This window comes from Parafrankia discariae (genome assembly GCF_000373365.1).
GTDB lineage: Bacteria > Actinomycetota > Actinomycetes > Frankiales > Frankiaceae > Parafrankia > Parafrankia discariae.
Window position 1 is genome coordinate 22,449 of the sequence record NZ_KB891210.1, and the last position, 24,402, is coordinate 46,850.

The window sequence follows — 24,402 nt, forward strand, 5'->3', positions numbered from 1 at the left end:
GCCGGCCGGTCGGGTCGGGCTGGGGCGGGCCGGTGCGGCCCTCGTTCAGCCCAGCCGCTGGGCCAGGGCGGGGAACAGGCGCAGGGCGTTGCCGCGGGCGATCGCCGCGCGGGCCGGGGCGTCCAGCGCCGGGTCGGCGCGCAGCGCCGCGAGGCTCTCGCCGACCGTCGCCGCGGGGATGGCATTGTAGTCGGAGCCGTAGAGGATCCTCCCGGAGCCGGCGGCCGCGAGCAGGCTGGGCGTGGCGTACGGGGACATCGGCCCGGCCGTGTCGTACCAGAACCGTCGCACCGCGGCCCGGACGGCCCCCGGGTCCGCGCCGTAGCCGAGGCCGCGGCCCAGCGCCAGGCGGCCCGCCAGGTAGGGGAAGGCGCCGCCGCCGTGCGCGAGGATCCACCGGATCCGCGGAAACCGGTCGAGCGCGCCGGACACGGTGAGCTGCACGGCGGCGCGGGTGGTGTCCGCCATGAAGTCCACGACGAAGGCCGGCACCGCGATCGGGGCCGCGCCGGGCAGGTCGAACGGGTGCACCAGCACGACCGCGTCCCGGTTGTTCAGAGCCGCCAGGACCGGATCCAGCGCCGGGTCGCCGAGGTACCGGGTGCCGGCGTGCGCGGTGAGCAGCACCCCGTCGGGCGCCTGGCCGCCGTACACCCGGTCGATCTCGGCGACCGCGTCGCCCGGTTCGAGGTACGGCACGCTGGCCAGCCAGCCGAAGCGGGACGGCCGCTCGCGGGCCAGCGCGCCCAGGCTGTCGTTCGCGAGGGCGGCCAGCTCCGCCGCCTGCGCGGCGGTCGGGGTGAACGCGGTCGGCACCGGCGCGGACAGGACGGCGAGCTGGATGCCGTACTGGTCCATGGTGGCGAGGGTGACGCCGAGATCCCACTGCGCGAACAGCGGGCCGCCCGCCGGCGGGAGCATGCCGTGCTCCACCAGCCAGGCGTGGACGGGCGCCGGCATGGCGTGGTGGTGCACGTCGACGCGCGGCGGCGGGTCCCCAGCGGACTGGCCCGACCCCGGGCCGCCCGGGCGCACCGCGGCCGCGGCCACGCCGCTCGTCAGAACCGCCGCGGGCACGGCGCCCGCCGCGGCCAGGAACAGCCCGCGGCGGGAGGGAACACGACCCGGGCCCGTGGATTCGGGCCCGGGAGCGATTTCCGGTGCGGGAACCGTGGGCGGTGCGGGAACCACAGGATGGTCGGGCATGGCTGGTGCCGTCCTCTCCGGGACGCCTGTCTGAAGGCAGGATTGTCCGGCGCCCCGTCCGGCTTTTGTGAAAGCACCGCCAGCCGCCGCGGGAATTCTCGCCGGCGGCGAAGTGAACTGGAAGCACAGAAGCCCGGACGCGGGCGCGGAACTGATTACGTCAGGTGTCGGGAACTGACCGTGGGCCGTTGGGACACCCCTGGGAGGCGTCTTCGGTGACCTGCTCGAGCACCCCGCGCCTGACCGGCACCTGCACCCATGTGAACCCCCGACATGGACAGAAACGAAGCGCCCGGCGCACACGCCTGCCGCGGCCTCGAACTGGACGGCGCCCCGAGTGGGACGGCGCCCCGACTGGACGACGGCTCGCGACTGCTGTCGATCACCGTAAACGGATGATAGGTCCGCCGTCCGCGTTGGGGAAGAGTTGTGGATTATTTCGTGCGGGATCCGCGATTTCTTCATGGTGACCACAAAGCGGGCGGTGACCCCCCGCCATTTGGCGGGCATTCCGCCACGCGCCATCGGTCGGAGAGTCAGATCGGCCAGTCGAGCTGTGAGTCGGGGATGCCGTGGGCGCGGCCGTGTCCCTGGGCCTCGGCGCGCCCCTGCGGGTCCCCCCGTCGATAGCGGGTCACTTGGCCGGGGAACACGACGAAGGTGTCCTGAGCGGTGTTCAGGTCCACGTACCATCCCGGTGTATCCAGGGCGTTGCTCAGCTGAGTGGCCAGTGCCTCGGCCTCGGTGTCGGCGACGTCGAAGAAGACCAGCGTCCAGACAGGCGGCTGCTCGGCGGTGACCTTTCCCGGCGCCGACCGTTGGATTTTCCGGACGATGAGCGACAGATTCTCCAGGACGGTCCCGACGCGCAGGCTCTCCGCGATCAGTATTCCGGCGGCCACGGGTGTGCTCCCTCGGGTCGAGCCCGGCTGACAGGCGGCGAGGCTGTGTGTGGGGATAGCGTTTCATGGCCGCCACCGCCTCGATGCCGGGCCTGCCGAGCGGGGTGAAAGCGTCCCTTCACCGGACGAATCTCGGCCATGGGTCCGTAGTCCGTACAGCGCGGGCATGCTCGCCCTCTCGGAGCGCTAGCCTGGATCTGTGGAGCTGCTCGGCGCGGGGCGTGACTCCGACATCTTCGCCCATGGGCCGGGCACTGTTCTACGGCGCTACCGCGACGGGAGATCCGCGGCGGCGGAGGCGGAAGTGGTCGGGCGGTTGCACAGGCTGGGCTATCCCGTTCCGGCGGTGCGGGCCGTAGCGGGTCCGGACCTCGTGATGGAGCGAATCGACGGCGGGACCATGACACGGAGCCTGCTTGGCGGGGACCTCTCGCCGGGGACCGGCGGCGCGCTGCTCGCCGCGCTGCAGGACCGGCTGCACGCGCTGCCCTGGCCGGGCGATCGGCCCCTCCTGCATCTCGACCTCCATCCGGACAACGTGCTGATAGGGCCGGGTGGGCCTGTCGTGATCGACTGGGCCAACGCCCGTCCCGGGCCGGTGGGTGTGGACGCGGCGCTGACGGCGCTGATCCTGGCGCAGGTGGCGATGACGCCTGGCACGTCGCCGGTGTCCGCGGAGCAGGTCGGGCCGTCGCGCGACGGGGTGATCGTCACGCTGCGCGCCTTCGCCGCGGCGGTCTCGACCCCGTACGCCAGCCACCTGACCGACGCCGAGATCCTCCGCCGCCGAGACCCGCGCCTGACAACCGTTGAACTCACCCACCTGGCCGCCGCGGCCGTCCTTGCCCGGTCCGCCGGCCCGTCGCCCTGAGGCTGTCCAGCTGGTGCCTCCGCCCGTCACGGGAACATCCGATCCACGGCTCCGGGTCCGGGTCCGGCTCCGCGGCCCGGGTCCGCGGCCCGGCTGGCAAAGGCTGCCGACGTCCAGAGGTCATCCCGCTGCGGATCTATCGGACAAAACCCTCGAACGTCAGGGTGGTCTGCTTGCCGTTTGGCATCCTTCTCGCCCTTGCAGAGCGAACTTCGCCGGAAATGCTGTCTGAAACGGCGAGAAAGAAACCAAACGGCGAGTAGCCCAGCACCAGAAACGGACCGGGCCCCCACCGCCGTCAGATCGAGGCCCGCCGACGGTCGGGGCACCGGGCCGGCGCCGTGGCCGCACTCGACGGCTGCCAGTCGGGGGACCACCTCGGCGAGCCAGCCGGGTCGGGGTTCGGTCGGCGAGCGCGTCCCAGGACGGGGTGTCCTCGCGACCGGGACGTCAGCCGGGACGTCAGCCGGGACGTCAGCCGGACGTCGGGAGGCCGGTGGCCGGAGACCGGGTGGGCATGGTCTGATGGAAGTGGTGGGTCCGGAAACGGTCCGCTCTGTTCCCGTCCCTGTCCCGGCCAGACGGTGGTGACCTTGACCAGCGACATCGACCGCTGGCTGCGGCGGTTCCCCCGCGGCAGCGAGACGGGCCCCCGGCTCGTGTGCTTCCCGCACGCCGGTGGAGCGTCCACGTTCTTCCACCCGCTGGCCGCGGCGCTGGCGGATGTCGCCGAGGTCTGCGCCGTCCAGTACCCGGGCCGGCAGGACCGGCTGGCCGAGGCCCCGCACACCAGCATCGACCCGCTCGCCGACGAGATCGCGGCGGTGCTGGGTCCGCTCACCGACCGGCCGTTGGCCCTGTTCGGGCACAGCATGGGCTCGATCGTGGCGTTCGAGGTGACCCGCCGGCTGGAGGCCACGCCGGGGGCACCTGTTCCGTCGATCGTGTTCCCGTCCGGCCGGGCCGCCCCGTCCAGGAGCCGGCCCGGCACCGTCCACCAGGGGGATGACGCGGCCGTCCTGGACTCGATCGCGAAGCTGGGCGGCACCGACCGGCGGGTCCTCGCGGACCCGGAGCTGATCGACCTGATCCTGCCCGCGACGCGGGCCGACTACCAGGCCATCGAGACCTACCGCTGCGCGCCCGGTGCCACGGTGGCCGCGGAGCTGCGGGTGACGATCGGTGACAGCGACACGGCCGTGACCGAGGCGGAGGCGGCGGCCTGGGCCGAGCACACGACGGGTGGTTTCGACCTGGCCGTGCTGCCCGGCGGGCACTTCTACCTCTCGACGCAGATCGAGGCCGTGGCCGAGCGTGTCCGCACCGGGCTGCTCGGCGCCGGCATCCCCCTGGCCTGAGCGGCTGTGCCTGCCAGCGCCCGTGCTGCCAGCGCCCGTGCCTGCCGGCGGGCGGGCGGGCCGTGACCGCCAGCGGCGTCAGCTCTGGGCCGAGGTGTGCCGGGTCAACTGGTTGCGCCGGACCATGTCCACGATCTGGGTGACGGGACCGACCACGAGCAGCTCGTCCCCGGGCCGCAGCTTGGTGTGCCGGCCGGGGCGGTAGTCCGGGGAACTCGCCTCCGGGCCGTGGGCTGTGCCGTCCCCGAGGCCGTCTGCGAGGCCGTCCCGAAAGCCGTCGCCGGGCCCGCCGTGGAGGCCGCCGCGGTGGCCGTTGTGCCTGGTCACGGCCAGGACGCGGGTTCCGGTGGCCAGCTCGCCGAGGGTGGGCCCGGCCAGCCCCCCGCCAGGGCGGACCGTCATCCGCGCGACCAGGAACGGCGTCCGCTCCACGTAGAAGGCGCTGATCACCTCGTGGCCGAGCGCGGCGGCGACGAAGTACGGCGTCGCCAGCGTGGACGCGCTGCGGGCGGTGTGGATCCCGAAGCGACGCTCGAACTCGTCGGCCATGGTGGCGTCGAAGACCCGCAGGACGACGCGCAGCGCCGCCTCCGGCCCACCATCGGCGGGCGGGGCGGGATCGTGGCGCCCGCCGTGGTACGCCCGGCCGCCGGCGCCCTGGGCGGCGGCCCGCGCGGCCCGCCGGGCGGCGTGGGCGCGGCGCAGCTCCGAGTGAGTCTCCCGGGCTGAAAGGATGGTCTCCAGGTTGGCCAGGCCGTCGCTGGTCACCGCCGCGATCGTGGTCGCGTGCGCGAGCCCGGCCTCCAGCAGCGTCGCCTGTACCGTCGCGTCGCCGATCACCACCGGGACGCCGCGCTCGCGGGCCACCGGCAGGAACCGGTTGTTCTCGTCCCGTTCGATGACCACGATCCGTCGCCCGGCCCGCAGCAGGCCCTCCATCGTGGCCACGCCCACCGAGCCGAGCCCGCAGAGGATCACGTGCCCGCGGACGGCGTCCGCCCGGCCGCGTCCCAGCGCCCGTTCCAGCCGGCGGCTGATGATGACGTTCGTGATGAACGCGTAGACGACGGCGATGGACAGGGCGCCGAGCAGCATCAGGGCGATACCGAAGGCCTGCAGCCAGCCGTCCGCGGCGCCGAAGTTGTAGTCGCCGTAGCCGACCGTGACCATGGTCTCGACCGTCAGGTACAGCGCGTCGAGCGCGTCGAAGTTCGCCGGCGCGCCGGGGTTGTTGTCCTCGTAGGTCAGCGTCAGCACGACAGTGCTGATCACCATGAGGGTCGCGACGACCGTGAGGGCCCGGCGGAACGGCCGGTCGAGCTCGCCGCGCACCGTCGCCAGCAGCGCCCGCAGCCGGGCCGGCACGCGCCGTGCGCGGCCGGGGAGGTCCGACGCCCCCTCGCGGTAGTCGCCGTCGCCGCCGCGGGTGTCGGAGCCGGAGTCCTCCTGGGCGGCGGCGACCAGGGACGCGAAGGTGCGGGCGTCGTGCACCTCGTCGACCGCCATCCCACGCGCGCGGAGCTCGCCGAGCCGGCCCAGCAGGGTGAGGCGGTCACCGGGGGCCAGCGGGACGTCCCGTGGCGGGCACACCTCGGCCAGCCGCTCGCCCGCCCGGCGCAGCGAGATGGGCGTCAGGTCGCCGTAGAGCGCCCGGAAGGGCGCCCGGCTGGTGACCGGTTCGTCGACGACGGCGAAGATCTCCCCGGCCCCGGCCGGCTCGTCCAGCGGAAACGCGTGGATCACCGCGGAGCGCACGCAGGCCTCGACGAAGCCCGGGCCGGCCAGCTCGCCGACGCTGCGCACCCGGACCTGGGTGAGCGCGTCCCGGAGCTGGTCGCCGAGCTGGCGGTTGCCGATGCCGGCGACGATCCGGATCCGTGGCGCGGCGTTGACCGCCACCAGGGCGATCTGCAGGTTCTCCAGGTCGGTCTCGTGGCAGGCCACCACGGCCAGCGCGGTGTCGAGACCGGCCTCACGCAGGGACTCCGGCGTCCGGGCGCTCTCCCGGACCAGGGCGACGCCCCACCGCTCGAGCCGCCGGTGCAGGCCCGGCGCGTCACGCTCGTCGACGACCACGGCGCGTACCCCGGCGGCGTCGAGCTGCTCGACGACGCTCAGGCCCAGGTCGTTCAGGCCGCACACGATCACATGGCCGGCGATCGTCGCAGGTCCGGCAACCCCACTGCGCATCCTTGAAGCATGCGGGACCGCGGTCCCCGGCACGTCCCCGGGCCACTCCCGGGCACGTCCCCTGGGCGTCTCCGGTGCGTTCCCGGCGCGTTCCCGGGCAGGCCGATTCCGGCCGGTTGGTCCGCCCGCGGTTGCTCGGGCGCATGATGGGACGGTGGCGCTGCCCAGGATGCGGATCGACGCGGAAGCTCTGCGCACCCGGCTCGCCGGGGAGGTGTTCTCCCGGGTGGCGGGTACGAGCGGACCGCGGCGGCGCGAGCAGATCTTCGAGGCCCCCGGCGAGCGCTGGTTCGGCGAGGACCGGCCGATCCGCCGGGTGCACGCCGACGCGGCCATGTTCGTCGGCGGCCTGCGGGCCCTGCTCCTCCAGTCGCTGCACCCGCTCGCGATGGCCGGCGTCGCCGAGCACTCGGACTACCGGGCGGACCCGTGGGGCCGGCTCCAGCGGACGAGCTTCTTCCTGGCGGTCACCACGTTCGGCCCGGTCCACGAAGCCGAGCGGGCGGTGGACCGGGTGCGCGGCGTGCACCGGCGGGTCCAGGGCGTCGCCGCGGACGGCCGCCCCTACTCGGCGGGGGACCCGCACCTGCTGCACTGGGTGCACGTCGCCGAGATCGACAGCTTCCTGGCCGCCCACCAGCGTTACGGGGCGGCGCCGCTGAGCCCGTCCGAATGCGACGACTACGTCGCCGACGCCAGCCTGATCGCCAGCCGGCTCGGCGTGCCGGATCCGCCGCGGAGCAGGGCCGAGCTCGCCGAGCAGCTCGCCGCGTTCCGGCCCGAGCTGCGGGGGACCCCGCAGGCCCGCGGCGCGGCACGCTACCTGCTGCTGCGAGCGCCGCTGCCGCTGGCCGCCCGGGTTCCCTACAGCGCGCTCGCCGGCGCGGCCGTCGGGCTGATGCCCGCCTGGACCCGCTGGCCGCTGCGCCTGCCCTACCTCCCGGCGACCGAAGCCACCTGGGGACGGATCGCCGGGCACAGCGTGGTCTCCAGCATCCGCTGGGCCACGGCCTCCCGGGCCAGCGCCACCGACCCAGCCGCCTAGGCCGGCTGCCTCGCCCACGGCCTGGCCGGCTGCCCTGGTCGGCTGCCTCGCGCACGGCCGCGCCTCGCCCACGGCCGGTCGGGCCGACGTACCGGAGGGAGCAGGCGCGCCCCCCTCACTGGCGCGCCTGCCCACCCGGCCGGCATCCGGCGCCCGCGCGCCCGGCCGGGTGGCCACCCGGGCCGGCCCGGCACGCATCGCCGTGGGCCCGCCACGTCTCGACGCGGCAGGCACCCGCCGTCCGGCGGCCGCTGACCCACCGTGCGGGACCGCGGACGCCGTCGTGAGAAGTACGCGGCCAGCCGCCGGCACCCGCGTCGAGAAAAGACGATCTGGGCCACCGGCACCGACCGACCGACCACCGCGGCCGCCGCCGCCGGGCCCGCCGGGGGACTTCGCCGAAGCGTGTTGTGTGAGCGGTGTATCGGGCGGCTGAGCCAACTCGCTTGGACGTTCCTCCTGCCGGAGGCGTCCCGGCGCGCGATCACGCGGCAGCCTCCGGTGGGGAGCGTGTGATCGATCATGGCGGGATGGGTAGGTGATCGACCATGTTGAGTTGGCTGCGCCGGTCGGCGTCCGCGCGACGTGACCACGACCAGGCGGACAGTTCGTCGTGGAATCCGTCCGGATGGTGGTGGTGCCTGGAGCACGGGCGCGTGGAGAACCCGCCGGACGCCCCGGGACACCGCCGGCTGGGTCCCTATCCGAGCGCGGCCGAGGCCGAGAACTGGCGCGACGGGCTGGACCGGCGCAACGAGCGGTGGGACGAGGAGGACCGCCGCTGGGCCGGGGAAGACCGCTGAGTCGGCGGGTGCGCGGGTACGCGGGGGCGGGGGAGCGGTGCCGCGGGCGACTCGACGGGGCGACCGGCGGACCGGGCGCGGGCCGGCCTGACGTGTGCCGACACGCGCCACGTGGGGCGCCTGGCGGCGACTATGACCCCATAGGGTGACCACTCGACTTCATTGAGTGGTGCGTGGTGTCGGTGGTGCCTGGCGACGTCGCCCGGCGGGGTACGGCGTCCGCGTCCCGGTGGGAGGAATCCGAGTGCGTTCCCCGTCGACTGACCCCCCTCCGCCCCCGCCCCCGCCCCCATCGCCGCCCCGGCCCGTGCCCGCGGGCCCGTCCCCTGGACGCCCGTTGCCGCGTGGCCTCGTCCGGGCGGCGGTCACGGTGCTGCTCTCCGCCCAGGTGGTGGCGCTGATGCTGGTGGGGACCTACGCGCGCGTCGAGCCGCGGGTGTGGGGCTTCCCGTTCTTCTACTGGTACACGCTGCTGTGGGTCGTCGCGGGCGCGGCGAGCCTGGCCGGCGCCACCTGGCTTCTGCGGCGCGCCGCGGTCCGACCGGACGTCCGATGAGCCCCGGTCCCGGCACCGGGTGGCTCCCGCCCGGTGACCCGCCGCCGTTCCACGCCGCGCCGTTCCACGCCGAGTTCCACGGTGTCGAGTTCACGGTCTTCCTGGCGCTGTTCGTCCTGGTCACCGTCATCGGGTTCGGCGCGGCGCGCTGGCGGCGGGCCGACAGCCTCGACCACCTCGACGAGTGGGGACTCGGTGGCCGCGGATTCGGCTCGTTCGTCGCCTGGTTCCTCATCGGCGGCGACATCTTCACCGCCTACACGTTCATCGCCGTTCCCGGGGCGATGTACGCGACGGGCGCCGTCTCGGGCTGGTTCGCCGTGGTGTTCACCAGCGTGGTCTGGCCGATCGTCTTCGTGATCATGCCGCGGCTGTGGGTCGTCGCCAGTCGGAACGGGTACGTCACGCCGGCCGACTTCGTCCGCGGGCGGTACGGGTCGCGGGCGCTCGCGCTGGCGGTCGCCGTGACCGGCATCGTCGCGACGATGCCGTACATCGCCCTCCAACTGGTGGGCATGCAGGCCGTCCTCGAGGCGATGGGGATCGGCAGCGGCGGTGACAACCCGATCGTCCGGGATATCCCGATCGTCATCGCGTTCACGGTGCTGGCCGCGTACACCTACCGCTCGGGACTGCGGGCACCGGCGCTCATCGCGTTCGTGAAGGACGTTCTGATCTACGCCGTGGTGCTCGTCGCGGTGATCTACATTCCGCACCGGCTCGGCGGGTACGGCGCGGTGTTCGACGCGGCCCAGGCGAAGTTCGACACCGCGAACGCGGCCGCGGCGGCGGCGGGCCGACCGCCGAAGGCGGCGTTCATCCCGGGCCCGTCGGACTTCCTCGCGTACGCGACCCTGGCCCTCGGCTCCGCGATGGCATTGTTCATGTACCCGCACGCGATCACCGGGATTCTCTCGACGCGCAGCCAGGACGTCATCCGGCGCAACACGGTGGCGCTGCCGCTCTACTCCCTGCTGCTCGCCTTCCTGGCGCTGCTCGGTTTCGCCGCGATCGCCTCGGGGGTGAAGACCGACAACCCGCGGCTGGTCGTCCCGCTGCTGTTCGACCAGCAGTTCCCGGCCTGGTTCACGGGTGTCGCGTTCGCCGCGGTGGCGATCGGCGCGCTCGTCCCGGCGGCGATCATGTCGATCGCGGCGGCGAACCTGTTCACCCGCAACATCTACGTCGAGTTCTTCCGGCCGGACGCGACGCCCGCTCAGGAGACCTCGGTCTCCAGGACGGCCTCGCTGCTGGTGAAGGTCGGCGCGCTCGTCTTCGTCCTCGGGATGGACACGCAGAACTCGATCAATCTGCAGCTGCTCGGCGGCGTCTGGATCCTGCAGACGTTCCCGGCGATCGTGGCCGGCCTGTGGACGCGGTGGCTGCACCGCTGGGCGCTGCTCGGCGGCTGGCTGGCCGGGATGGCCTACGGCACGTTCGAGGCCCACGCGCAGCGCGGCGCGACCGCGCGGCACTTTGGCAGCTCGCTCGCCGAGGTCCCCGGACTCGGCCGAACGGCCTACATCGCGCTGACCGCGTTCGTCCTGAACGTCGTGATCGCCGTGGCGCTGACCGGCCTGCTGCGGGCACTGCGCGTGCCCGCCGGCGCGGACACGACGCAGGTCGGCGCCGACGCGACGCGGGCCGTCGGCGCGCCGGTGCCCGCCGACGGCGGTGCCGGCGTGCCCGCCCAGCCCCCCGCCCAGGTCCCCGCGCGGGAGACGGCCGGGCCACCAGCCTGAGACCGGCGCGGGGGTGTCCCGCGCCGCCGGGTCGTTGGTACTCCGCCCCGACGACCAAGGCCGGATGATGCGGGCTTTCCCAAATGACACCGTTCTGTAACGACAGAGTCGTGTGACGAGTGTGTCTCCACACAACACAGCCGCCGGGGGTGGGAGGGCCTGATGAGCCGCCGTCCGATCGTGTCAGACGCCGTGACATGGGAATTCAACGCCACGTACCTGGCCGAGAACGGCGAGCGGGTTCCGCTGCCGACAAGCCTGAGGTACGACCCGGCCGATCCGATCGCGATCACCATGAGCATGTGGGTGACCGATCAGAAAGCCGTCGTGTGGACTTTCGCGCGCCGGCTCTTCGTCGACGGGGCACGCCGCTGCGCGGGGCTCGGTGACGTCCGGGTCCGCCCGATCGTCCGGGACCGCCGTCGGGTGCTGCTGGTCGAGCTTTCCAGCCCCGGCGGACACGCGATGATCGAGCTGCCCGCGGACCGGGTCGGTGACTTCGTCTGCCACACCTACGACCTGCTGCCCGCGTCGGCGGAGGACGCCGTGGTCGAGCGCGATCTGGTGCTGCGGGTGCTGCGAGGACGCAGCCGCAGCTGACCGGCCGGTGGCACCCGGACGTCTGGACTGATCGGCCTCCGGACGTCCGGTGGTGAGCCTGGCGCCGCGACCGGCCCGCCGGCCGTGACCGCTGCCGGCCCGCCGGCTACAGCGGGGCCGTCCAGCGGAGGTGGGTGCCGCCGCCGGGGGGCGTGGTGACGGAGCAGGCGCCGCCGACGATCTCGGCGCGGGTGCGGAGGTTGTCCAGGCCGCTGCGCCGGGTGGAGTCGCCGATGCCGACCCCGTCGTCGACCGCGTCGAGGGCGATGGTGTCGCCCTGCACGGCGAGCCGGAGCTCGGCGGTGGTGGCGCGGGCGTGCCGGGCGGTGTTGGTGAGGGCCTCGCGGGCGACCGCGAGCAGGTGGTCGGCGAGCCGCTCGTCGACGAGGGAGTCGAGCGGGCCGCTCAGCGTGATCACGGGGTTGAAGCCGAGCGCGGGCCGGATGTCCTCGGAGATCTTCTCCAGCGCCCCGCGCAGGCGTCCGCCGCGGGTGGGGTGGGTGCTGCGGAGCTCGAAGATGGTGCGGCGGATGTCCTTGATGGTGGCGTCGATGTTCTCGATGTAGGCGGTGATGCGGTCGGCGTTGGACGGGTTCTCGTACTGGGCGAGATCCTGCATGCCGAGCGCGACGGCGAACAGCCGCTGGATGACGTGGTCGTGCAGGTCCCGGGCGATGCGCCCGCGGTCGGCGAGGACGAGCAGACGCTCCTGGTCGGCCTTGGTGTGGGCGAGCTCGAGCGCGATGGCGATGTGGCCGGCGAAGCTGGTGGCGAGGACGAGGTCGGTGTCGGTGAAGGCCCGGGCTCCGTGGTCCCGGCCGACGAGCAGCGCCCCGTCACACTGGTCCGTCCCGGCGACCAGGGGGACGACCATCAGCGGGCCGGTGCGGTCCGTGCGCTCGTCCGGCAGGGCGTCGAGCTGGGCGTTGTCGACCCGCAGGGCCTGCCGCTCGGTGAGGACCCGGCCGGTCAGGGTGTGTTCGAGGGGGATGCGCCGCCCCGCCCGCCCGCCGCCGGCATCCCGTTCCTGGTCTCGTTCCTGATCGTGGTCCTGGTCGGTCACCGCGACGGCGACGCGGGCGTGCTGGCCGGCGCCGTCCCCGTCCTCGGCGCGCAGCGCGAGGGCGACGAAGGTCGCGTCGGCGACGTCGAGCACCCGGCGGGCCAGCATCCCGAACGAGTCGGGCGCCCCGGCCATGAACAGCCGGGTGATCTCGGCCGAGGCTGTCATCCACAGGTGCCGCTGCTGCGACTCGTGGTAGAGCCGCGCGTTCTCGATGGCCACCCCGGCGTTGGCGGCCAGCGCCAGGGCGAGCTCCTCGTCCTCCGCGGTGAACGGGGCGTCATCGTGCTTGTCGGTGAGGTACAGGTTCCCGAAGACCTCCCCACGCACCATGATCGGGACACCGAGGAAGGTCCGCATCGGGGGATGCCCCGGCGGGAACCCGTAGGCGCTCGGGTCGTCGGCGATGTCGTCGACGCGCCGCGGCCGCTGGTCGTCGATGAGCAGCCCGAGGATCCCCTGCCCGGTGGGCAGGTAGCGGATCCGGGTTACGTCGGCGTCGGTCATCCCGACGTGCACGAACTCCTCGAGTGTGCGGTCGGGCGCGATGACGCCGAGCGCGCCGTAGCGGGCGCCGAGCAGGTCGGTGGCGGCCTCGACGATGTGCCGGAGCAGGACGGGCAGCCGCAGGTCGGTGGCGATGATCCGGTTGGCCTGCAGCAGGCCGCGCAGCCGGCTCTGGGTGGCGAGGACGTCACGGGCACGGTCGACGAGCTGGGTCAGCAGGTCGTCGAGCTCCAGCCGGGCCACGGTGGGGAACATCAGCCCGTCGCCGCCGGGTCCGGGGGACGGCGTCATGGCCGGGCTCGCGGCCGGCTGGGCGGGCGGTTGGCCGGGCGCCGGGGCGGCCTGGCGGGCGGGCGGCGACGGGTGGGCGGCCGGCGGTTCACCGCGTGGCCCGCCGCGCCGTCCGGAGGATGTCGGTCGGCGTGGGTCCGTGTTCAAGCGTCTTCGCCTCCGGCCACGGGTCGGTGTGGAAGGGGTACTCGTGCCCGGTCAGCGCGGACCGGTCGAAACCCGGCCCGGCCTGCGCGACGGAACGGCCCGCCAGGGCCGGCTCCGGGGGCGCGCAGCGCAACTGGACGAGGTCGGTGGCGGTGGCACGGGCGAGCGCGGCGGCGCGCTGGCGGTCGTGGCGACGGGCCCAGGACGCGTCGATGACGACCGACTCGCCGCGCTCCACGGCGGTGCCGGCCCGCCGCAGCAGCTCGGAGTACACCGCGTCACCCGCATCGCCCGCGTCGGCATCGCCGGTGCGCGGCAGGTGGTTCAGCTCGCGGGCGACGGACTCGGCCCGCAGCACCGTCCAGCCCTCGGCCTCGGCCAGGTCGGCGGCCAGCGCGGAGCGCCCCGACTCGGGCGTGCCACCCACGAGGACGAGCCGCACCCGGCCGCGGCGCAGGCTCGCCAGCGCGAGCGAGGCCAGTGCGCGGGCCTCCGCGGCGGCGGCCGCCGAGCCCTGCGCGTACTGGGTGCAGGCGATCCGGCACATCACGAACGCCCGGTACGCGATGTAGAGGCTCTCCAGGGACAGCGGATGGGTGACGGCCGTGTAGGCCCGGTACTGGTCGAGCAGGAAGCGGCTGAGGTCGGCCCGGCCGAGCCGCTCGAGGTCCATCGCGAGGAAGGCGACGTCCGCCAGCACGTCGCCGACCCGCAGCCGCCGGTCGAACTCCAGACAGTCGAGGATGCGCGGGCCGTCGTCGAGGCAGTAGATGTCGTCGGCGACCAGATCGCCGTGGCCGTCGCGGATGCGGCCGTCGCGCTGCCGTTCGCGCAGGAGCGGCTCGCGGCCCTCGATGTAACGCTCGGCCAGGTGGCGGACGGTGTCGATGGTGGTCGTGTCGAGCACCGGCCCGAGGTAGGGCTCGACACCGCGCAGGACCTCGTCCCACAGGCTGCGCAGGGTGGCGGCCGACCCGGCCTCGGTGATCTCCGCCGACGTCGAGCAGCGGGCGTGGAAGTCGGCGAGCAGCCGGGCGATGGCGCGCAGCGGGCCGGTGACGTCGCTGCCGGCCGTGACCAGCGCGGACAGCCGGCGGTCGGCGGGCAGGCGCCGCATCACGACCATGTGGTCGAACACGGTTCCGTCGGGGCCGGAGATGTCGGCGACGCCCAGGTAGACGTCCGGGGCCAGCCGGCGGTTGAGGTCGACCTCGGCCTGACAGGCGGCGAGACGTGCGTCACGGGTGCGGAAGTCCAGGAACCCGAGATCGGCTGTTTTCTTTATCTTGTAGACCCGGTCGCCGAGGAAGATGAGTACCGACGTCAGCGTCTCGGTGAGAGTGGCGGGCAGCCCCGGCACCGTGCCGAGACCCTGCCCGGCACCCACGGGGACCCCGCTGCCGGTCATCGCCACACGCATTGCACGAGACTGCCGGTCAACGCATGGGGATCACAGCGTGCGTGAGTCGGGCTGCCGACGTCCGAAGGTCGGCCCGCCACGGGCGAAAGGTCACCCGGCCCCGCGCCGGCGGTGGTCCGGATGACCGGGTTGGGTCAGGCGTGACCGCGCAGGTGGCGGCGGCCGGCGGGCCGCGGGCAGGTGAGCGGCGGTGTCCGGAGCCCAGGTCGACGCGGAGGCGCCGGACGACACTCACGGGCCTTTCGGAGCGAACCAGGAGGGGAATCAGCGTGCCGACGACATCCTCATGGCAGTACGGGCGGCTGTGCTCGCTGGTCTACCAGCTCGACAAACCGATCGGCACCAGTTTCGGCGACGTCGAGTTCTACACGGAGCTGCTGGACGGCGTGACCGGTGAGATCCTCGAGCCCGCGGTCGGCACCGGCCGGCTGATCATCCCGCTCACCCGGTCAGGGCTGCGGGTGCGCGGCTACGACGTGTCCGAGTACATGCTCGGAATCGCCCGCGAGAACTGCGCGGCCCATGGAGTGCGCCCCGACCTGTTCGTCGCCGACATGGTGACCTTCCGCGAGCCCGGGACCTTCGACGCGGTCATCGTCCCCACCGGCTCCTTCGCGCTGGTCCTCGGCCGGGACGACGCGCTGCGCGCCCTGCGCAACATCCGGGAGAGCCTGCGCCCGGGCGGGCGGCTCATCGTGGACGTCGAACCGCTGCGGCCGTCCACCGCGACCCACCCGCCCGGGCACTGGTGGCACGGGGATGATCTTCTCACGCTCACCGCCGTCGAGGAGGTGCGCGCCGCCGAGCGCCAACTCGTCTACTGGAGCCGCTACGAGCTGTGGCGCGAGCGCCGGCTCGTCGAGACCGAGCTCGAGCTCTTCACCCTGCAGATGTGGGAACTGGACGAGTTCTCCGCCCTGCTCGACGAAGCCGGGTTCGGCTCCGTCGCGGTACACGCCGACTACACGGCGGCCCGGCCGCCCCGAGCCGACACCGCCGTGTGGACCTTCGAGGCGACCGCCTGAACCACGAGTGCGATCATGGCGAGATGAGCCCGCTGTACCCTCCGATCGAGCGGTACGCGCACGGCCTGCTGCCGGTCGGGAACGGCGACGACGCCGACCCGAACCAGATCTACTGGGAGACCTGCGGGAACCCGTCGGGCCGGCCGGTCCTCGTCGTCCACGGTGGCCCGGGCTCCGGGTGCTCCGCGGGCTCGCGCCGCTACTTCGACCCGGCCCGGTACCGGATCATCTTGTTCGACCAGCGCGGCTGCGGGCGCAGCACACCGCACGCGGCGGACCCGGCGACCGACCTGCGGCACAACACCACCGACCACCTGATCGCCGACATGGAACTGCTCCGTCGGCATCTCGGCGTCGACCGGTGGGCGCTGTACGGGGCCTCCTGGGGGTCGACGCTGACCCTCGCCTACGCCGAGCGGCACCCCGGGCGGGTGTCCGGGATCGTCGTCGCGGGGGTGACCACCACACGACGGACGGAGATCGACTGGCTGTACGGAGGGGTGGCGCGGTTCCTGCCGCAGGAGTGGGAGCGGTTCCGCGCCGCGATGGCCCCGCCCGGGGCCGCGCCTCCTGAGGGGGCGCACCCTGGCCCGGCCCTCGCCGTGCCGCGCGGGCGCGAGCTGGCGGCGGCGTGCGCCCGGCTGATGACACACCCGGATCCCGAGGTCAGGGCCTCCACCGCGCGTGAGTGGTGCGCCTGGGAGGACGCGGTGATCTCGCTGGAGCCGAAGGGGCGGCGCAACGTCTACAGCGACCGGGCGCCCGCGGCCCGGCTCGCCCTCGTCCGCATCTGCGCGCACTACTTCGCGCACGGCGCCTGGCTGGAGGAGGGAGTGCTGCTGCGCGAGGCGGGACGGCTGGCCGGTATCCCGGGCGTGCTCATCCACGGTCGCCAGGATCTGAGCAGCCCCTACGCGACCGCCTGGGAACTCGCGCGTGCCTGGCCGGGAGCCCGTCTCGTTCCCGTGACGGATTCGGGCCACACCGGCAGCGAGGCGCTGGGCAGGGAGATCATCCGGGCACTGGATGACATCGCGGACGGGGATGCCCGCGGCCACCTTCCGTCGTAGCAACCGCTCATCCCGGGGCGACGGCTCCGACGAGGACCGTCGGCCCCAGGGACGACGGGTCCCGCAGGATTCGGATCGTGTGCTGCCCAAGAGGCAGATCTCCGAATTTCCAGGCCTGCGGAGAGAACCGGAGAATGCGGCACGGTCGCAATCGATCCGGCCTGCGGCTGCCCTCCGCGATTCCGGCAGCTATGCAGGCGAAGACAACCGGCCCGGTACGGTTGCGACGGGCCGGTCGCGGGTCGGAAAACATCGCGCCAAAGCGCGGAGAGAAGGGAATGCCGCGACGCGGAGAGGTGGAGGAGGACCCGATGGACAGGGAGATTGTGGGGCCTTTCGGAGCGCCTGAACAGAGGGCTCTAGGATGACGCGTCGTGGGCGAGGTCTGCGGCATTTATGGGGATAGCGCAGGGGTCCTCGGGTCGATCCGCGACGGGATCCGGTGGAGATGATCTATGATCGGGCGAGGCTTGCCGCGGCGCTACCGGGTTACACCCTCGGCGACCTGCTGGGCGCGGGCGCCTCCGGTTTCGTCCTGGCGGGCTGGCATCGAGGGTTGCAGCGCGATGTCGCCGTCAAGATGGTGATGCGGGGGCCGGGCAGGCGCAGCTTCGCGGACGAGGCGCGGATCCTCGCCGGCCTTGACCATCCCCATGTCGTCCGGGTCTACGACTATGTCGAGACGGGCGAGCTCAGCCTGCTCGTCATGGAGATGCTCAGCGGCGGCACGCTCACCCGGCGCCGGGCCGGCATGACGTCGCTGACCGCCTGCGGGGTCGGCCTTGCCGTCGCGCAGGCGCTGCGCTGCGTGCACGACCACGACGTGCTGCACCGCGACATCAAGCCGGACAACATCCTCTTCGACACGGCTGGCCGGTTGAAGGTGGCGGACTTCGGTATCGCGAAGGTCGTCGCCGGGTCCGGTCCGGCGGCGAGCACGGTCGTAGGGACTCCGCTCTACATGGCCCCCGAGCAGTTCGAGGGTGGCCAACTGCAGCGCGCGACAGACATCTACGCCCTTGGCGTGGTGCTCTTCGAGCTGTTGACGGGTGTGGCCCCCACCAACCCCGCGTCCGTTCCGCGCCAGGGCTCGGACGGCCCGTCCCGGTTCGGCCTGTCACGGGGATCGAGGATCCCCGATCCAGTCGCAACGGTGGTGGCGGGCGCACTGGCCCGTGACCCGGGGGACCGTCCCCCGTCGGCGTACGCCTTCGCCTTCGACCTCTCCCGAGCCGCCACCGAGGCGTTCGGACCTGACTGGATCCCACGGTCGGGCGTGCCCGTGCACGTCGACCACGACCTGATGGCCGCCACCGGCATGGCACCGTCCAGGACGCGGCACGCGGGCGGGATTCACGTGACGCCGCTGCCGGTGGAACCCGGGACGCCGCCCCAGCCGCCGGGGAAGGTAGCAGAGGGGAAACGAGCGGGTCCCGCACCTGACGACCGCGCGCCCGGGAAGGCGCCGGCGGACGGGAACACCCCGAGCGGGGCGGGCCGCGACCCGGCCGAACCGGAAGCCGGCTCGCGCGGGCGAGCCCGGCGTGGCCCACGCCGTTCGCCCGGCCGGCGGCTCATCGTGACGGCCGCCGTCCTGGTGGTTCTGCTCGGAGCGGTCGGCACCGGGCTCGCCGTCGTCCTGGGCCGCCCGGACGGTGCCCGGCTGCTGGGCCACCCGCTGGGCGGGCACACGGACTGGGCGCTGTCGGCGGTGTTCTCCCCGGACGGGAAGATCATGGCCAGCAGCGACACGAAGGGTGAGGTGTGGCTCTGGGACCTGCGGGACAGAACCGCCCCCCAGCGCCTCGGTCGCCCGCTCACCGGACCGGCGGACGGGGTCACCGCGCTGGCGTTCTCCCCGGATGGCCAGGCCCTGGCCGGCAGCGACTGGAACGGCACCGTCTGGCTGTGGGATGTGACCGGCCACGACCCGAAATCCGTAACCGGCACGCCGCTGCTCGGTCACGTCGGGCACGCGTGGTCCGTCGCGTTCTCGCCGGACGGGCGCACGCTGGCCAGTGGCGGCGAGGACGGCACGGTGCGCCTGTGGAACGTCGCTGACCGCGGCATGCCGCGGCCGATGGGGTCGCCGCTCACCGGCCACCGTGGCTACGTCACGTCCGTGCTGTTCTCCAGGGACGGGCTCGTCCTGGTCGCCGCCGGCGGTGACAGCACCGTCGTGCTCTGGGGAGTGGACGATCTCGCCGCCCCGCACCGGCTGGAGCGGGGGCTGCCCGGGCCGAGCGCGGTGTTCGGGGCGGCGTTCTCCCCGCACGGGCGGGTGCTGGCCGTGGGCGATGCCGACGGCGTGATCCGCTTGTGGGATCTCGCGATTCCCGGCGAGCCGCGCCGCGTCGGCAGGGACCTGACCGGGCACACCGCCCGTGTGTGGTCCCTGTCGTTCTCACCCGATGGCCGCACGCTGGCCAGCGGTGGCCTCGACAACACCGTCCGGTTGTGGGACGTCGCCGACCTCTCCAACGTGCGGCGACGGGGCGGACCACTCACCGGGCACACCGACTGGGTCCTGTCGGTGCGGTTCTCTCCGGACAGCGCCGTACTGGCCAGCGCGAGCACAGACGCCACCATCCGGCTGTGGTCGATCCCCTGACCGGCTCCGTGCCGGGCACGCTGCCACCCGGCCGGGTCTGAGATCGCCCCCGACGATCTGACCACGGCTATGGCCACGGCCGCCGCACGATGACAGATGTCATCGGGGAGCGGTGACCGCGGAGACTACGCACCGGCCGCGTGGCTGCGGATCATCGTGGCCATGAGGGAGACATCAGGAGCCGGCCCGCTGGGCGCCGGTGCGGAGCCCAGCGTGCGGCTCGCCGGCATTCGCAAGCGGTACGGCTCACGGACCGCCGTGGACGGGGTGGACGTCACCGTCGCGCCCGGTGAGATCGTCGCGCTGCTGGGTCCGAACGGCGCCGGAAAGTCGACGACCATCGACATTCTGCTCGGGCTCACCCGGCCCGACGCCGGCACCGCCAGGCTCTTCGGGCACGCCCCGCGCGACGCCTGCGCCGCCGGGCTCGTCGGGGCGATGCTGCAGAACGGCGGCCTGCTCGCCGGAGTCACGGTCGCGACGATGCTCGAGACGATCAGCGCGCTGTACCCGAGCACCCGGCCGGTCGGTGAGGTGCTGGCGCTGGCCGGTGTGGCCGAGCTGGCCCGCACCCGCACCGACCGGCTCTCCGGCGGCCAGCGGCAGCGGGTGCGCTTCGCCCTCGCGTTGCTGCCCGATCCCAGCCTGGTGGTCCTCGACGAGCCGACCGCGGCGATGGACGTCGAGAGCCGGCGCGAGTTCTGGGCGGCCATGCGCGCCTGGGCCGCGGGCGGGCGGACGGTGCTGTTCGCCACCCACTATCTGGAGGAGGCCGACGCCTTCGCCGACCGCATCGTGCTGCTCCGCGCGGGCCGGGTGGTGGCCGACGGGCCGACCACCGAGGTGAAGGCGCTGGTCGGCGGCCGGACGATCCGCGCGACACTGCCGCACGCCGCCGCGGGGCCGCAGGGGCCACCGGGGCCACCGGATCTGGCGGGTCTGCCCGGTGTCACCCGGGCCGAGACCCGCGGCGAGACCGTCGTGCTGCGCTGCCATGACAGCGACACCGCGCTGCGCGCCCTGCTCGCCGCCCATCCCGACGCCCGTGACATCGAGATCGCCGGCGCCGGCCTCGAGGACGCCTTCCTCGCCTTGACCGGTGCTCAGCCCGTCCCGGAGGAGATACCGGCATGACCACCGCGACCGTGCCGTCGGCCGACATCCGCCTGGTCAACTTTCGTTACGTCGGCTCCGAGATCGGCCGGGTCTGGCGCAACGCGCGCTTCATCATGTTCAGCGTCACGCTGCCGGTGCTCCTGTTCGCCGCGTTCAGCGCCGGCGACCAGGACGAACGCCTCGGCGGCCTGACCGTCGCCCCCTACATCATGATCAGCATGGCGACCTTCGGGGCGATGAACGGAGTGTTCTCGATCGGTGGCCGGATCGGCATGGAGCGTGCCACCGGCTGGAACCGGCAGCTGCGGCTCACCGCGCTCACCGGGCGGCAGTACCTCGCCGGAAAGGTCCTGACCGGGTTCACCGTCGCGCTGCCCGGCATGATCGTGGTCTTCCTGTTCGGCCATTTCGCCCGGGACGTCGACCTGCCGGCGGGCCGCTGGGCGCTGGCCGGGATCTCCATCCTGTTCGCGCTGCTCCCGATAGCGGCGCTCGGCTGCTGGATCGGCTACCTCGTCCGGCCGGAGAACCTCCAGGCGGTCGCCGGCGGCCTCTACTCCCTGCTGGCGCTCGCCGGTGGGCTCTGGGTGCCCGCGGACACCTTCCCGTCCTGGCTCGAGGCGATCGTCAGGATGCTGCCGATGTACTGGGCGGCGTTCGCCGGCAGGGCGGTCATCTCCGGAGACTGGCTGGGATGGCGCGGGGTGGCCACCGTCGTCGTCTGGACGGCGGTCCTCGGCGCGTGCGCGGTTCGCGCCTACCGCGCCGACCAGCTGCGCACCTGAGCCGGCGCGGGCTGGTTACGGTCGCGGGGCGGGTCGGGTGGTCGCGGGCGGGCCCGGGTGGGGACGAGCGGAGGTGGGGCGGTGACGGTGGCGGCGGTGCTCGCGCGCAGCGCGGTGTGGCACTGGCTGACCGAGCCGGTGCTGGGGCAGAGTCCCGAGGGCCGGGCGCTGGCGGTGCGGCGCTGGCGCTACACGTCCGGGATCTTCCTCGTCTACCTGGCCTACGCCGTCGGTGACATGGTCCAGGCCGGCGGGGTGGCGCGGATCGCCCTCGGTGCGGTGCTCATCGCGCTGTTCACATACATCTACCTGGGGCCGCTTCCGGCGGCGTCGCTCGGCGGCGAACGCCGGCTGTGGTTCCTCGTGCTCCTGTCCATGCCCGCGATCATGGTCTTGTTCCTGGCGGCCGTCGGGCGGGGCGGGCTGGTCTTCGGGGTGTACGTCGCGGTCGCGTTCGTGATCCTGCTGCGCCCGATCGCGTTCATCCCGCTGACCGCCGCGCTGTTCGTCCTGATCACCTGGGTACCGCAGCATGTCGCCAGGTGGGACGTCCACGGCCCGCAGTGGTCGGTCTCGGTGCCCGTGCTGCTCGTCGCGTTCGGGGTCGGCGGGCTGCGTTCCGGGCTGCGGCAACGGATCCAGCTGCACCGGGCCGAGGCGGAGGTGGCCCGGCTCGCGGCCGGGCAGGAGCGGCTGCGGATCGCGCGTGACCTGCACGACCTGCTCGGCCACGCGCTGACGACGATCACCGTGAAGGCCGAGCTGGCCTCCAAGCTGGCGGTCCGCGACCCGGTCCGGGCCGCCGCGGAGATGGCCGAGGTGGCGGTTCTCGGTCGGCAGGGGCTGGCCGACGTCCGGGCGACCGTCGCCGGCTACCGGGAGGTCAGCCTCGTCACCGAGCTGGCCTCCGCGCGGCAGGTGCTCGCCGCCGCCGGGATCCAGGCCGAGCTGCCGGCCACCGTGGAGAACGTCCCCGGCGACCTGCGGGAGCTGTTCGGCTGGGTGCTCCGGGAGGGCGTGACGAACGCGGTACGGCACAGCGGGGCGCGCCACCTGCGGGTGGAGGTCGACGCGCGGTCCATCGAGGTGGTGGACGACGGCCTCGGTGAGCGCGCCGCGGGCGCCGCCGGCGGTGGCAACGGGCTGGCCGGCCTGGCCGAGCGGGCCGCGGCCGTCGGCGGCCTGCTCGTCGCCGGCAGTCCGCGCGACCGCGCGGAGAATGCCCGCGGTGCCGACCGCGCCGACCGCACGGGCGGCCCGGGTGGCCGCGGGTGGCCGGTGGGGTTCTCGCTGCGGGTGGAGCTGCCCTGATGAGGCTTCGGTGATCAGGGTTCTGCTGGCGGACGACCAGCACCTCGTCCGCGGCGCGCTGGCGGCGCTGCTCGCGCTCGAGGACGACATCGAGGTCGTCGGGCAGGTGGGGCGCGGCGACGAGATCGTCGGCGAGGTCTCCCGGCTGCGCCCCGACGTCGCGCTGCTCGACGTCGAGATGCCCGGGATCGACGGGCTCGCGGCCGCGTCCGCCATCCGCACGACGTCGCCGGGCACCCGGGTCCTGATCGTGACCACGTTCGGCCGGACCGGCTACCTGCGCCGGGCGATGGAGGCCGGAGCGCTCGGGTTCGTCGTCAAGGACACGCCGGCCGAGCTGCTCGCCGACGCGGTGCGCCGGGTGTCCCGGGGTGAGCGGGTGGTCGACCCGACGCTCGCCGCGGCGACGCTCGCCGGCGGCCCGAGCCCGCTGACCGGGCGGGAACGGGACGTCCTCGTCGCCGCGCGGGACGGCGTGACGGTCGCCGACATCGCCGGCCGGCTGTTCCTCTCCGAGGGGACCGTCCGCAACTACCTGTCGTCCGCGATCGCCAAGACCGGGACCCGCAACCGGATGGAGGCGCTGCGCGTCGCCGAGCACAACGGCTGGCTCTGAGTCGCGGCCGCCGCCGGCCGCCAGCGGTGCCGCCGCTGGCGCCGGCCACGGCCCCGGTCCGTTGGTCCGCGTTTCGTCGGACCCCGGGTCTACGGTCCTCCCATGGCGGTGTCCAGACACGGTGAGCCGGTCGAGCTGGTGGTCGGCGACCGGTCGGTGCGGGTGACGAACCCCGACCGGGTGTACTTCCCCGCGGCCGGCGTCACCAAGATCGAACTTGTCCGCTACTACCTCGCGGTCGCCGACGGGCTGGTCCGGGCCCTGCGCCTGCGGCCGACGACGCTGGAGCGGTGGCCCGGCGGCGTGGTCGAGGGCGCCCAGCTCACCCAGCGCGACGGGACCATGGGCGACGCGTTCTACCAGAAGCGCGCCCCGAAGAACGCGCCGTCCTACGTGGAGACCGCGCGGATCACGTTCCCCAGTGGGCGCACGGCCGACGAGATCTGCGTGACCGAACCGGCCGTCGTGGCCTGGGCGGCGAACCTGGGCACCATCACGTTCCACCCGTGGCCGGTGCGGCGCGCCGACGTCGACCACCCCGACGAGCTGCGCATCGACCTCGACCCGCAGCCGGGCACCGGCTTCGCCGACGCGGTGGCCGTCGCCGCCGAGACCCACGCCCTGCTCGACGAGCTGGGCTGGGTGGGCTGGCCCAAGACGAGCGGCGGCCGTGGCGTGCACGTGTACGTCCGGCTCCAGCCGCGGTGGACGTTCACCGAGGTGCGCCACGCGGCCATCGCACTCGCCCGGGAGCTGGAGCGACGCCGACCCGACCTGGTGACCACCGCCTGGTGGAAGGAGCAGCGCGGCGAGAAGGTGTTCGTCGACTACAACCAGAACGCCCGGGATCGCACGATCGCCTCGGCCTACTCGGCGCGGGCGTGGGCCTGGGCGCCGGTCTCCACCCCGCTCGGCTGGGCCGAGCTCGCCGACGTCGAGCCGCGCGAGCTCACCGTCCGCACGGTGCCCGAGCGTTTCGCGCGCCTCGGTGACCTCTGGGCCGGCATCGACGAGACCGCGCACGATCTCACCCCACTGCTGGAGTGGTGGGAGCGGGACCTGCGCGAGCACGGCCTCGAGGACATGCCCTATCCGCCCGACCACCCGAAGATGGCGGGTGAGCCGCGGCGCGTGCAGCCGAGCCGCGCGAAGAAATCCCACTGACGG

Annotated in this window: 20 protein-coding genes; 15 read left to right on the forward strand and 5 right to left on the reverse strand. The window is 73.7% G+C overall.

Features of this window, described 5'->3' with window-relative positions:
- Nucleotides 1-45: 45 nt before the first annotated feature.
- Both B056_RS0113745 and B056_RS0113750 read right to left on the reverse strand, forming a co-directional pair.
- Complete coding sequence (locus B056_RS0113745) at nucleotides 46-1,206, reverse strand: amidohydrolase family protein (RefSeq protein WP_076784694.1); 1,161 nt, start codon at nucleotides 1,204-1,206, stop codon at nucleotides 46-48.
- 536 nt (nucleotides 1,207-1,742) lie between these two features.
- A complete protein-coding gene (locus B056_RS0113750; protein WP_018502449.1) occupies nucleotides 1,743-2,108 on the reverse strand; it encodes a hypothetical protein in 366 nt (121 codons plus the stop codon).
- 199 nt (nucleotides 2,109-2,307) lie between these two features.
- Here B056_RS0113750 and B056_RS36390 point away from each other — a divergent pair, with 199 nt between their 5' ends.
- Both B056_RS36390 and B056_RS0113760 read left to right on the forward strand, forming a co-directional pair.
- A complete protein-coding gene (locus tag B056_RS36390; RefSeq protein ID WP_018502450.1) occupies nucleotides 2,308-2,979 on the forward strand; it encodes a phosphotransferase in 672 nt (223 codons plus the stop codon).
- Between the two features lie 587 nt (nucleotides 2,980-3,566).
- A complete protein-coding gene (locus tag B056_RS0113760) occupies nucleotides 3,567-4,337 on the forward strand; it encodes a thioesterase II family protein (RefSeq protein WP_018502451.1) in 771 nt (256 codons plus the stop codon).
- Between the two features lie 78 nt (nucleotides 4,338-4,415).
- Here B056_RS0113760 and B056_RS36395 read toward each other — a convergent pair whose 3' ends face one another.
- Entirely contained in the window at nucleotides 4,416-6,527 is a 2,112-nt protein-coding gene (locus B056_RS36395) for an NAD-binding protein (RefSeq protein WP_051105620.1), read from the reverse strand.
- A 169-nt stretch (nucleotides 6,528-6,696) separates the two neighbouring features.
- Between B056_RS36395 and B056_RS0113770 the strand changes: the two genes are divergently transcribed.
- The 5 genes from B056_RS0113770 (at nucleotide 6,697) to B056_RS0113790 (ending at nucleotide 11,273) form a co-directional block, all read left to right on the forward strand.
- Nucleotides 6,697-7,572 (forward strand): oxygenase MpaB family protein, encoded by an 876-nt coding sequence (locus tag B056_RS0113770; RefSeq protein WP_018502453.1) that lies wholly within the window; start codon nucleotides 6,697-6,699, stop codon nucleotides 7,570-7,572.
- Nucleotides 7,573-8,120: 548 nt separating this feature from the next.
- Entirely contained in the window at nucleotides 8,121-8,375 is a 255-nt protein-coding gene (locus tag B056_RS42705; RefSeq protein WP_026239680.1) for a hypothetical protein, read from the forward strand.
- 337 nt (nucleotides 8,376-8,712) lie between these two features.
- Nucleotides 8,713-8,931 carry a DUF3311 domain-containing protein gene (locus B056_RS36400; protein WP_018502455.1) on the forward strand — a complete coding sequence of 73 codons (219 nt, stop codon included), beginning with the start codon at nucleotides 8,713-8,715 and terminating at the stop codon, nucleotides 8,929-8,931.
- Entirely contained in the window at nucleotides 8,928-10,673 is a 1,746-nt protein-coding gene (gene mctP / locus B056_RS0113785) for a monocarboxylate uptake permease MctP (RefSeq protein WP_018502456.1), read from the forward strand. The genes B056_RS36400 and mctP overlap by 4 nt, the downstream gene beginning before the upstream one ends.
- 162 nt (nucleotides 10,674-10,835) lie before the next feature.
- Entirely contained in the window at nucleotides 10,836-11,273 is a 438-nt protein-coding gene (locus B056_RS0113790) for an SsgA family sporulation/cell division regulator (RefSeq protein ID WP_026239681.1), read from the forward strand.
- A 106-nt stretch (nucleotides 11,274-11,379) separates the two neighbouring features.
- On the opposite strand, the gene B056_RS0113795 is transcribed toward B056_RS0113790, so the two are convergent.
- Nucleotides 11,380-13,134 (reverse strand): sensor histidine kinase, encoded by a 1,755-nt coding sequence (locus B056_RS0113795; RefSeq protein ID WP_018502458.1) that lies wholly within the window; start codon nucleotides 13,132-13,134, stop codon nucleotides 11,380-11,382.
- Between the two features lie 88 nt (nucleotides 13,135-13,222).
- Nucleotides 13,223-14,701 carry an AAA family ATPase gene (locus tag B056_RS0113800; protein WP_018502459.1) on the reverse strand — a complete coding sequence of 493 codons (1,479 nt, stop codon included), beginning with the start codon at nucleotides 14,699-14,701 and terminating at the stop codon, nucleotides 13,223-13,225.
- Nucleotides 14,702-14,970: 269 nt separating this feature from the next.
- On the opposite strand from B056_RS0113800, the gene B056_RS0113805 reads away from it, so the two are divergent.
- The 8 genes from B056_RS0113805 to ligD all read left to right on the forward strand — a co-directional run bounded on the left by B056_RS0113805 (nucleotide 14,971) and on the right by ligD (nucleotide 24,399).
- Entirely contained in the window at nucleotides 14,971-15,726 is a 756-nt protein-coding gene (locus B056_RS0113805) for a class I SAM-dependent methyltransferase (RefSeq protein ID WP_018502460.1), read from the forward strand.
- 23 nt (nucleotides 15,727-15,749) lie between these two features.
- The gene (gene pip / locus B056_RS36405; protein ID WP_018502461.1) at nucleotides 15,750-16,796 is read left to right on the forward strand and encodes a prolyl aminopeptidase; all 1,047 of its coding nucleotides are present in this window, start codon (nucleotides 15,750-15,752) and stop codon (nucleotides 16,794-16,796) included.
- A 448-nt stretch (nucleotides 16,797-17,244) separates the two neighbouring features.
- Nucleotides 17,245-19,407 carry a WD40 repeat domain-containing serine/threonine protein kinase gene (locus B056_RS0113815; protein ID WP_026239683.1) on the forward strand — a complete coding sequence of 721 codons (2,163 nt, stop codon included), beginning with the start codon at nucleotides 17,245-17,247 and terminating at the stop codon, nucleotides 19,405-19,407.
- Between the two features lie 162 nt (nucleotides 19,408-19,569).
- Nucleotides 19,570-20,541 (forward strand): ABC transporter ATP-binding protein, encoded by a 972-nt coding sequence (locus B056_RS0113820; RefSeq protein WP_035751467.1) that lies wholly within the window; start codon nucleotides 19,570-19,572, stop codon nucleotides 20,539-20,541.
- On the forward strand, nucleotides 20,538-21,308 hold the full coding sequence (locus tag B056_RS0113825) for an ABC transporter permease (RefSeq protein WP_018502464.1): 771 nt from the start codon (nucleotides 20,538-20,540) through the stop codon (nucleotides 21,306-21,308). Before B056_RS0113820 ends, B056_RS0113825 begins: the two co-directional genes overlap by 4 nt.
- An 81-nt stretch (nucleotides 21,309-21,389) precedes the next feature.
- The gene (locus tag B056_RS0113830; protein ID WP_018502465.1) at nucleotides 21,390-22,619 is read left to right on the forward strand and encodes a sensor histidine kinase; all 1,230 of its coding nucleotides are present in this window, start codon (nucleotides 21,390-21,392) and stop codon (nucleotides 22,617-22,619) included.
- Nucleotides 22,620-22,629: 10 nt separating this feature from the next.
- Nucleotides 22,630-23,235 (forward strand): response regulator transcription factor, encoded by a 606-nt coding sequence (locus B056_RS0113835; RefSeq protein ID WP_018502466.1) that lies wholly within the window; start codon nucleotides 22,630-22,632, stop codon nucleotides 23,233-23,235.
- Nucleotides 23,236-23,337: 102 nt separating this feature from the next.
- Nucleotides 23,338-24,399, forward strand: coding sequence for a non-homologous end-joining DNA ligase (ligD, locus tag B056_RS0113840; RefSeq protein ID WP_018502467.1), 1,062 nt, complete (start codon nucleotides 23,338-23,340; stop codon nucleotides 24,397-24,399).
- Nucleotides 24,400-24,402 lie beyond the last annotated feature (3 nt).